Raw genomic sequence first — 6,770 nt, 5'->3', positions numbered from 1 at the left:
GATAAAGGGACCACAATAGGTCCCTAAGTTATCGGCTCGCCATCCTTAGCATGCCTTTGCTTGGTGTATATCTAATTAACGAACGATTAGCATGATCTCTTCTGGAGTCATTGGCTTATCGAAGTAGCTCATGAATTGACCGAAGCCTTTGATGTCGCCGTTCGAGAACTTGAATGCACCAGACTGTAGGTTGCTACCAATCACTTGTTGAGCGTTTGGACCCGCAATCAAGATTTGGTTCAGTACTGCACGAGTGGTGTCGATTTGAACGTCTGCGCCTTTTACTGCTTCTTCGTGTAACTGAGCAATACCGTTACGGATTTCGATAGTGAATGCTTCGTTCGTATCAGAGAAGTTGTACGTTAGCATCATGTTCACGTCTAACGAGTTTTCTGCGATAAGCGTTGAAGTCATCATGTCGAAGATCTGCTTACTTGGTAGCGCAGTAAGCACGTCAACAGAAGCGAAGCTGATCATGTTTGAGAAGTCACGTTTGTTCTCTAGTTCAGCCGCCGCGTTAAGCGCCCAGTTACGCCAGTTGATGTTCACTTGGTCTGCAGCCCATGCTTTGTAAGCTTGTGCTTTCATCTCGCGAGCTTCCATATCTTGCTTGTTTACCGTGATTGGGTAAGAAAGAATTTCTGCTGCAAATGTGTAGTTTTCAGCCTTAATTGCTGCTTGTGCAGTCGTAAGGATGTTCTCACGGCCGCCCATGATCTCTACGAACGCTTTAGCACGTTGCTCGTAAGCCATTGGCTCTAATTGCCATGGATCTGCTTCGAAGAAACCGTTGTAACCAACGTAGATCTGACGAACAGCATGTGCAACGGTACCGTAGTGCTCTCCTAACCAAGGGTGCTCAGCAAGGTGCTTAGGAAGTTTAACGACTTCAACTAGCTCGTCCGGCGTCATACCTTTGTTCATGTAACGGATAGTTTGGTCATGCGTGTATTGAATCGCATCACGGTAAGCCGTTAGTACGTCAGCTACCGCTTCTTTACCTTCAACTGGACGACCGTGAGAGTTAATCATGATCTCAGTGTCGAACTTACGCATTACGTCGATGCCCTTGAACCACATTGATGGGTCACGGAATTTAGTACCACGAATAGTGTGAAGATTAGGGAAGTTCTCTCCTTGAAGTACTTCCGCAGCGTGCAGGATTTTCTGATCTGGGAAGTAAACCACTAACTCATCTTTCGTTTCAGATGGCACGTTCTCAATGTGCATTTTCACGCCAGCGATTTCGATTTCGATGTGGCTTTGGCTTGGTACAAGCAGGTTTGGTTCGATGAACGAAATAGCACCTTGCATGAAGCGTGGGCCAAGGCCGTCATTTACTGTACCGTGCTCACCTTCTTCTACGTGCTTAGCACCTGTGTAAGAAGTGCGGTGACCAAATAGAGTACCTAGGTTTGAAGACCAGTTAGCCACTGCAGCTGTTAGGCCTTCTTCAGCGATGATTTTTACTTCACCTGATGCTACTTCTTCGTCAGTAACCCATGCACGCACGCCAGAGATGTGGTCGATGTGGTTGTGAGAGTAGATGATTGCTTTAACCGGTTTGTCTGTGATTTGACGGAACTGCTCTTTAACCGATTGAGCCATTTCTACTGACTCGCCTGGATCAACAATGATGATGCCGTCAGTACCTTCAATCATGACTGGTGTGTCTAGACCGAAGCCGTAACCAAGGTAAATATTGTCATCTACTTGGATGATAGCTTGGTCCATTTTACGACCATGCTTGGTTAGGATTGGATGAACGTGGTCAGATTCTGCAGTGTAAGCTAGAGAATCGCCCGTTTTAGAAACAACCTGGATACGTTCGCCTTTACCCCAGAACATGTTTGACTTGTGTTCGAATAGAACCTCGCTTTTGTAGCGTGCATCAAGATCGATGTTTTGGTATTGAGCTGCGTTTGCCGTTTGAAGTTCTTGGCCTACTTTTGATACTGCTTCAACAGTGGGTGTTGCTGATGCAAAACCAGAAGCAAATAGAGCGCTTGCGATAGCAACAGGAAGAGCCATTTTTTTGAATGTATTAGTCATGATAGTGACCTTATATTTGGATACAGGAATTGGATTTCTTGACTCAAATAATAGAGAGGATAGAGGTCGCTATCTACACGCTAATAGTATTTCGATATATCGCTTTTACGATGATTGGGTTGTTATTTATATTGATTTTTCGATTTATATCGAAGGTTAAATTAGGAAGATTGGTTTGTGATAGATACAAAAATGCCCTGAAAACCAGGGCATTTCTTAAAGAACTAAAAGTAATATTTTCGATTATCTAAGTGCTTACCAAGCTCCTAAGTAAGACTTATAAGATTGCAGGCGAACTGTTGCTGCACCGATAACATCAATAAAGCCCCAGAACGGATGCGGTTTCTCAGCAGAAATCCAAGCCGCACCAGCCGCACCGATTGGGATATCGAAACCTTCTGGTTCGATGATCTCAAGAACGATGGTACGGCCTAATCCGTTACTATTTCTTACAACGTGTTGACCAACACTCTGTGGGCCTTGAAATGGAGAAATAGCCGCTTCGCCAGTACCGGTTGTGAAGCTGTGTACTTTTGCTCTGAACACGTGACCTGGGTATGCATCAACGAAAAACTCTGCGAAATCGCCTTTTTGAACATATCCGTAAGTTTGATCAGAAACTCGCATTTCTAAAAATTTCTTGTTGGTGTTGTAAAGGTGCATGTTGCCCATGACTGAACCTTCGGCAATGTTGACAATCGCGACTTGTCCATCAAACTCAGCACGAATCGTCTTTTTCTCTTGCGCCCAGTTCACTTTTTGAAGATCGGCAACCAATGAATTAAGTTCAGCGTTCATTACACGTAGGTCAGAATCGTATTTCTCAACATCACGCGCATTAAAGATTTGCGGTGATGTTTCAGCACGCTCAAGATCTCGTGTCATCTGCTTGATCTGTTCTTCCTTCTTAACAATGGCAGATTCGATCTTTGCTTTGTCAGCTGCAGAGTTAATGTCGACGAGTGTGTAAAGTACATCGTTTTCTTTTACTCGTTGGTTGTGGTCAACATGGATTTCATCAATTTGTTGGCCAAATACAGGCGACATTACCGCGTGTGGTGCTTTTACTGTGGTTGAGTTCGTTAAATCAACCGGCGCCCACAAGCGAGAAATAACCGCCAATACCGCAAGAATCGTTACGCCGCCAATGGCAGCCCACGTGTAGTTTTTGAAGTTCTTCTTCAGTGCGCCTGTCGCAAACAGTGACCATACAATTAGGATGTATGGAATCATCATCTCTTTCATTATGCGACCTCTTTTTCTGTAGGGGATGGTTTTGTTGGAGTCTTTTCTTCTGAAGCCTGTTCTTTTGAAGGCTGAGCTTCTGAAGACGGTTCTACTGGAGACTGTTGTGTTTGAGACGGCTCTGTTGCCGATTTTTCAGGTGATACGTGGACTGCGGCTGCCTCTGAATTGGTCGCGTCTTGTTTAGGCTGCACACCACGGCGAATGACATCACTCAGTGATTGACCAATATGTTTCCAGTTCGCTAGCGCGATAACCAAGGCGATAACCCAGAATGTTTTGCTGATGAAGAGCCCGCAAAGTGACAGTGCAAACACGATCTGTACGTGAGCGCTTTTGTGTTCTTTTGCTTTATGCACACCCAGTTCATGCAACTGCCACATGCCGTAAACACCGGCTAATACCACAGCAATGGTCACCGAGAACAAGTAACCAGAGAAGTACTCCATCTGGAAGAAGTTCATCATCATTTCATTGGGATGATTGTTGAATTGAGACATGTCGATGTCTTTAGAATGGATAGTGCCTAACGGTGCAAGAGCCCATGCACCAGCAAACATTACCGCCATAAACAGGCAGAATTTAATCAAGACCATCACAACGGCCCAGATTTTCTGGAAAATGATTTTTATAAAGTTCATATCTCAACCTACATCAATAAGAAGAGAGAATTTGCAGCCTAGAAGTCACCTTTAATGACATCTTAAAAAGTAGATGTCTATTATGTGGGTAGATTAGTGCTCATAATAAACAAAAGTAATAGATGATATTTAAAGTGATATTGCACAGTCCAGACAACCGATTCTCGGTATCAAGAAGCGAATATGCTTCTCTACAAATCAATCTTTATTATTTGTCAGCAGACGTAAATGAAATGGCTATGAAGCGTTCGAATTAATATTCGCGCGGCTTTCTAGCGACTGTTTTTATTACGTGTATTACCTCGACAATCGAGGGGCTCTTCCATGACAATTGACATACCAAAGTAAAACATTTGTCAGTTTTCTATTTGGGCTGGTGATTGATTTGTTAGCAGGATAATAGGAAGAGTTTTGACCAGTATCTACCCAGAATTACGATTTGATAATATCGTAATTACGATTAGTAGTTATAACTCTAAATCGGTAAAGTGATTTATTTGAAAAGGCTCATATACAGATAGAAAACATTGTTCATTAACTTGGTTTGGATCATAGAAGTCGATGAAAAGTACTAAAAAGGCTGGCCTAAAATATTGAATAAATTAGACCAGCTCTAGGGAGGATTTTAATCGATTATTTGAACGGGTTTAATGTAACAGGAGCAATAAAGAATTTTAGGTTCCAATCTGGTGCATATGGCACATACTCAGCTGGATTGGTCGTATTAACATTTGCGTCTGGTTTCATTACGTAATATTGAAGTTCTACACCCCAACGAACAGGCATCGGTCCAATCTTAAACATATCGATATAGCCTAACCCGACAGGTACAGTAAATTGGTCGGAACCATCTTTTGTCCAATCAATTTGAATATTAGGCGTCATACCAATTAACGCGGTGTTGCTGACACGATAGTTTAAGAAGTACTGGATGTCCGCTTGATTGGTTGATTCAGTAACGCTGTCGCTACCGCCTACATCCCACCATTGCTGAGCTAAGAAACCAACGTTCCAGCTTTCAATACTTGCTGGGTTACCGGTTTCTTTACCAAGGCGAGCGACCATTGCCGCAGGGCCTACTTGCCATTTATCTTGGGTTAAACCATCAGTACCAGTTGGCATGATCACCGTTGGACCAACACCCCAAATCCAGCCGTCATCACGGTTAGGCGCTGCCATTGATAGAAAGACGGTGTCTCCCATGCCATTTGTACGACCTTCAAAGAAATCACCGTCTTCACGGTCACCTGGTGAACTGTAGTGGTTGGCTACCAGACGGTTCACCAAGTTCCATTCGCCATCCATGATAGGAACAGGCATTACTGGTTGAAAGCTGAAACGGTTTTGCATTTCATGGTGGCCATCTTCTTTCTCAAGAAAGGTGTAATCATTCTGAGTGATTAGCATCCATACGTCAGATACCGGGTTAGCCGATTTTTTTGCGGCTTCCTGAACTGAGAGTTGTTCCTTTTCAGCCAACGCAGAACCAGAGTAAGCGATAGCCGCACCGCTTAAGAGTAGGGAAATTATTTTAGTGTTTTTCATATTGATACCGAGGGTCATTATTTTGGTGCCATTGTAGTATTCACAAAAGGAATGTATACGTACCGAACGGAAACTCAGTGTCATGTAATTTGAGACAATGTTGTGATTTTAAAGCGCGCTGCATGAGGTGCGCCCCATTATTACAGGGTTTTCGGAGAGGGGATGGCTTTATTGTCTCAATATATGAAGGTTTATTGAGGATTGATGAGTGTGAGTAAAGTCTGGTTAATATGCTTTTTATTAGTAAAATAATCGATGCGTTATACCTTTAACAAATGTTTTTATTGACGATGTTTAATCGTTTTTACGATAGCATGGTATTTATGGTCGCCTAACGAGTAATAATATATGAGCAACGAAATCCCCAATTTCAACCTACTTGCTGTGTTTTCTGCGGTGATGGAGCAGGGCAGTTTGAGTAAAGCCGCGGATCAACTCAGCACTAATCAATCGACCATTAGTACCGCATTGGCACGACTGAAAAAAGAGATAGGCCAAGAGCTTTTTGTTCGTAAAGGACGAGGTGTTACGCCTACTTCTTATGCTCAAAGTTTGTATGAACAAATCAAAACGCCGATTCATGAATTGAATGATGTATTTCAGTCGATGGCTAATTTTGATGAACAATCCTCTGAACGTAAGTTTGTGATTTCTTCACCTGAGCACTTACAGTGGATTTTACTCAATAGTTTTGCTGCGCTTCCTAATCAAAACCTATCGCTAGAAGTCTTTGACCAACCAGACAGTGATGAGCGTATTTACGAAGACCTTTTGACTCAAGAGTTCGATGCAATGATCGATATTGTGGTACCTGAACACCCAAGCATCGTTAGTGAAACTCTATATGAAGGCGAGTTTGTGATCGTGTGTAGAGAGGATCACCCGAGAATCCAAGGTGAAATCAGCGAAGCGCAATTCATGAATGAAAAGCATGCCGTATTAGATAGAACACGGCGTAAAGTTCGCAGTTTAAATCACTACACATCATTGGATTTATCTAAGCGTAAAATCGTGTTTCACGGGCGCTCACTGTTCAGTAATATCTTGCTATGTAGCCAATCGGATTACATCACCGTAGTGCCTTTATCTATGGCTGTGCAGTTTCAAGAAAGGCTAGGTTTACAGTTGTTTAAGCCACCTTTTGAATATCAGCCTATATCCCACTATTTGATTTGGTTAAAGAAGCAGAATAATGACCCTGCTCATAAATGGTTCCGAGAACAAGTCATCAGTACATCAGATGCGATGTCGAAGACGCTTAAAGATAGGCGTTTACGGTTTTAATTG

General features: G+C 42.8%; 5 protein-coding genes. 1 reads left to right on the top strand and 4 read right to left on the bottom strand.

Features of this window, described 5'->3' with window-relative positions; translation table 11 throughout:
- Window positions 1-75: 75 nt before the first annotated feature.
- The 4 genes from AB4496_RS20930 to AB4496_RS20915 form a co-directional block, all read right to left on the bottom strand.
- Window positions 76-2,052: an alkyl sulfatase dimerization domain-containing protein gene (locus AB4496_RS20930; protein WP_102257821.1), complete on the bottom strand. Its 1,977-nt coding sequence runs from the start codon at window positions 2,050-2,052 to the stop codon at window positions 76-78.
- Between the two features lie 255 nt (window positions 2,053-2,307).
- The gene (locus AB4496_RS20925) at window positions 2,308-3,297 is read right to left on the bottom strand and encodes an efflux RND transporter periplasmic adaptor subunit (protein WP_017096900.1); all 990 of its coding nucleotides are present in this window, start codon (window positions 3,295-3,297) and stop codon (window positions 2,308-2,310) included.
- Entirely contained in the window at window positions 3,297-3,938 is a 642-nt protein-coding gene (locus AB4496_RS20920; protein WP_017096899.1) for a hypothetical protein, read from the bottom strand. The genes AB4496_RS20925 and AB4496_RS20920 overlap by 1 nt, the downstream gene beginning before the upstream one ends.
- A 633-nt stretch (window positions 3,939-4,571) precedes the next feature.
- Window positions 4,572-5,501 carry a hypothetical protein gene (locus tag AB4496_RS20915; protein ID WP_017096898.1) on the bottom strand — a complete coding sequence of 310 codons (930 nt, stop codon included), beginning with the start codon at window positions 5,499-5,501 and terminating at the stop codon, window positions 4,572-4,574.
- Between the two features lie 330 nt (window positions 5,502-5,831).
- Here AB4496_RS20915 and AB4496_RS20910 point away from each other — a divergent pair, with 330 nt between their 5' ends.
- Window positions 5,832-6,767: a LysR family transcriptional regulator gene (locus AB4496_RS20910; protein WP_012604424.1), complete on the top strand. Its 936-nt coding sequence runs from the start codon at window positions 5,832-5,834 to the stop codon at window positions 6,765-6,767.
- Window positions 6,768-6,770 lie beyond the last annotated feature (3 nt).

It is taken from the genome of Vibrio sp. 10N.222.46.A1 (assembly GCF_041473595.1).
GTDB lineage: Bacteria > Pseudomonadota > Gammaproteobacteria > Enterobacterales > Vibrionaceae > Vibrio > Vibrio tasmaniensis_A.
This window is presented reverse-complemented; position numbering and strand designations above follow the sequence as displayed.

Coding starts and splice junctions, on each gene's coding strand:
- AB4496_RS20920 (WP_017096899.1), bottom strand. CDS start 3,938: ATGAACTTTATAAAAATCATTTTCCAGAAAATCTGGGCCGTTGTGATG.
- AB4496_RS20925 (WP_017096900.1), bottom strand. CDS start 3,297: ATGAAAGAGATGATGATTCCATACATCCTAATTGTATGGTCACTGTTT.
- AB4496_RS20915 (WP_017096898.1), bottom strand. CDS start 5,501: ATGACCCTCGGTATCAATATGAAAAACACTAAAATAATTTCCCTACTC.
- AB4496_RS20910 (WP_012604424.1), top strand. CDS start 5,832: ATGAGCAACGAAATCCCCAATTTCAACCTACTTGCTGTGTTTTCTGCG.
- AB4496_RS20930 (WP_102257821.1), bottom strand. CDS start 2,052: ATGACTAATACATTCAAAAAAATGGCTCTTCCTGTTGCTATCGCAAGC.